This window comes from Vibrio sp. D173a, assembly GCF_030248475.1.
This window is the reverse complement of record NZ_JAHGAH010001249.1, coordinates 1-1,121: the sequence shown is the minus strand read 5'-3', so window position 1 is coordinate 1,121 and position 1,121 is coordinate 1. Positions and strand designations below refer to the sequence as shown.

Annotated in this window: 1 protein-coding gene; it reads right to left on the bottom strand. The window is 50.5% G+C overall.

What is annotated here, in order from left to right:
• A partial coding sequence (gene yjeH / locus KIV40_RS32620; RefSeq protein WP_285353510.1) for an L-methionine/branched-chain amino acid transporter occupies positions 1–994 on the bottom strand: 994 nt, incomplete at its 3' end.
• Positions 995–1,121: the final 127 nt, after the last annotated feature.

Sequence of the window (1,121 nt, the reverse complement as noted above, 5' to 3'; positions counted from 1 at the left end):
TGAGAAAGAACTCGAGGTCTAGAGAAGAGAGTTCGCCAATGATACAAGAGAGTAACGCAACCCCACCAATTGCGATGGTTGGGTAAAGCGGCGCTCCACGTGTATTGAGCTTCGCCATTCTTCCATTTGGGTTATGCTGGCGAGCTTGTGCCCAAATCATGCGTGATAAGCTCTGCGTATAGAGGTTGAGGCTGGCGAAGCAGGCAAAAAAGCCCAGTATTACCCAAGGGATTGCCGTCGCATCAAATTCCGCGGAGCCATACGCGCCGAGTTTTAATATCACCACAGAGCAAGCCCAATACACTAATCCAGCCACAAAACAGCCCGCGATGATTGCTATTGGGAAATCTCGCTGTGGGTTCTTAAACTCTTCACCCATATGGGCATAGGCCTCGATACCGACAAAACACCAGAACATGACCGCCAGTGCTGAACCAATGGCCCACATTGAGTCAGAATCGACACTCGGGATGGCAACGTCGGCGGCGCTAATGTCTGCCTTCCAAATAAAAGCACTCACGAGAGCAAGAATCGACAAAGCAATGACCGTTTGTAGTCGTCCCGAAGATTTACTGCCGAGTAGGTTGACGATAATCAGCAATACTACAGTAAGAAACTGGGCACTCAGAGGGACGTTTAAAGGCGCTGGAAGCAACTGCTGGGCAAATCCGCCAGCCAAAGCAATCGCCGCTGGAATACCAACGGGAATCACACTTACAAATAACCATGCCACTGCGGTTTCTAAGCGTTGACCAAATGCTTGTCGTACAAAGTAAGCAGTGCCGCCTGCGTTCGGGTAGCGTTTTCCGAGCGCAGCAAAAGTGAGGGCGATAGGGCAGATAGCGATAAATAGGACGAGCCAAGCCAACAGTGACAGTTGCCCAGCAATCCCCGCTGCAATCGCAGGAATCATAAATAGCCTGGTGCCCAATAGTGTGGTTGAGAGCTGACCGATGCCCGAAAATAGAGTGATTTCTTGCTTGAGTTGTGTCATTCGCTGTCGTTGCGGGTCGTTCTATTGGCTAATGCTGGTGGAGGAGAGCCTTGCGGTGTCTAACGCTCTATATTATGCAGAAAGCATCCCCCTTCATTAGCCAGAATGCAGCTAGCGAAACGTCGTA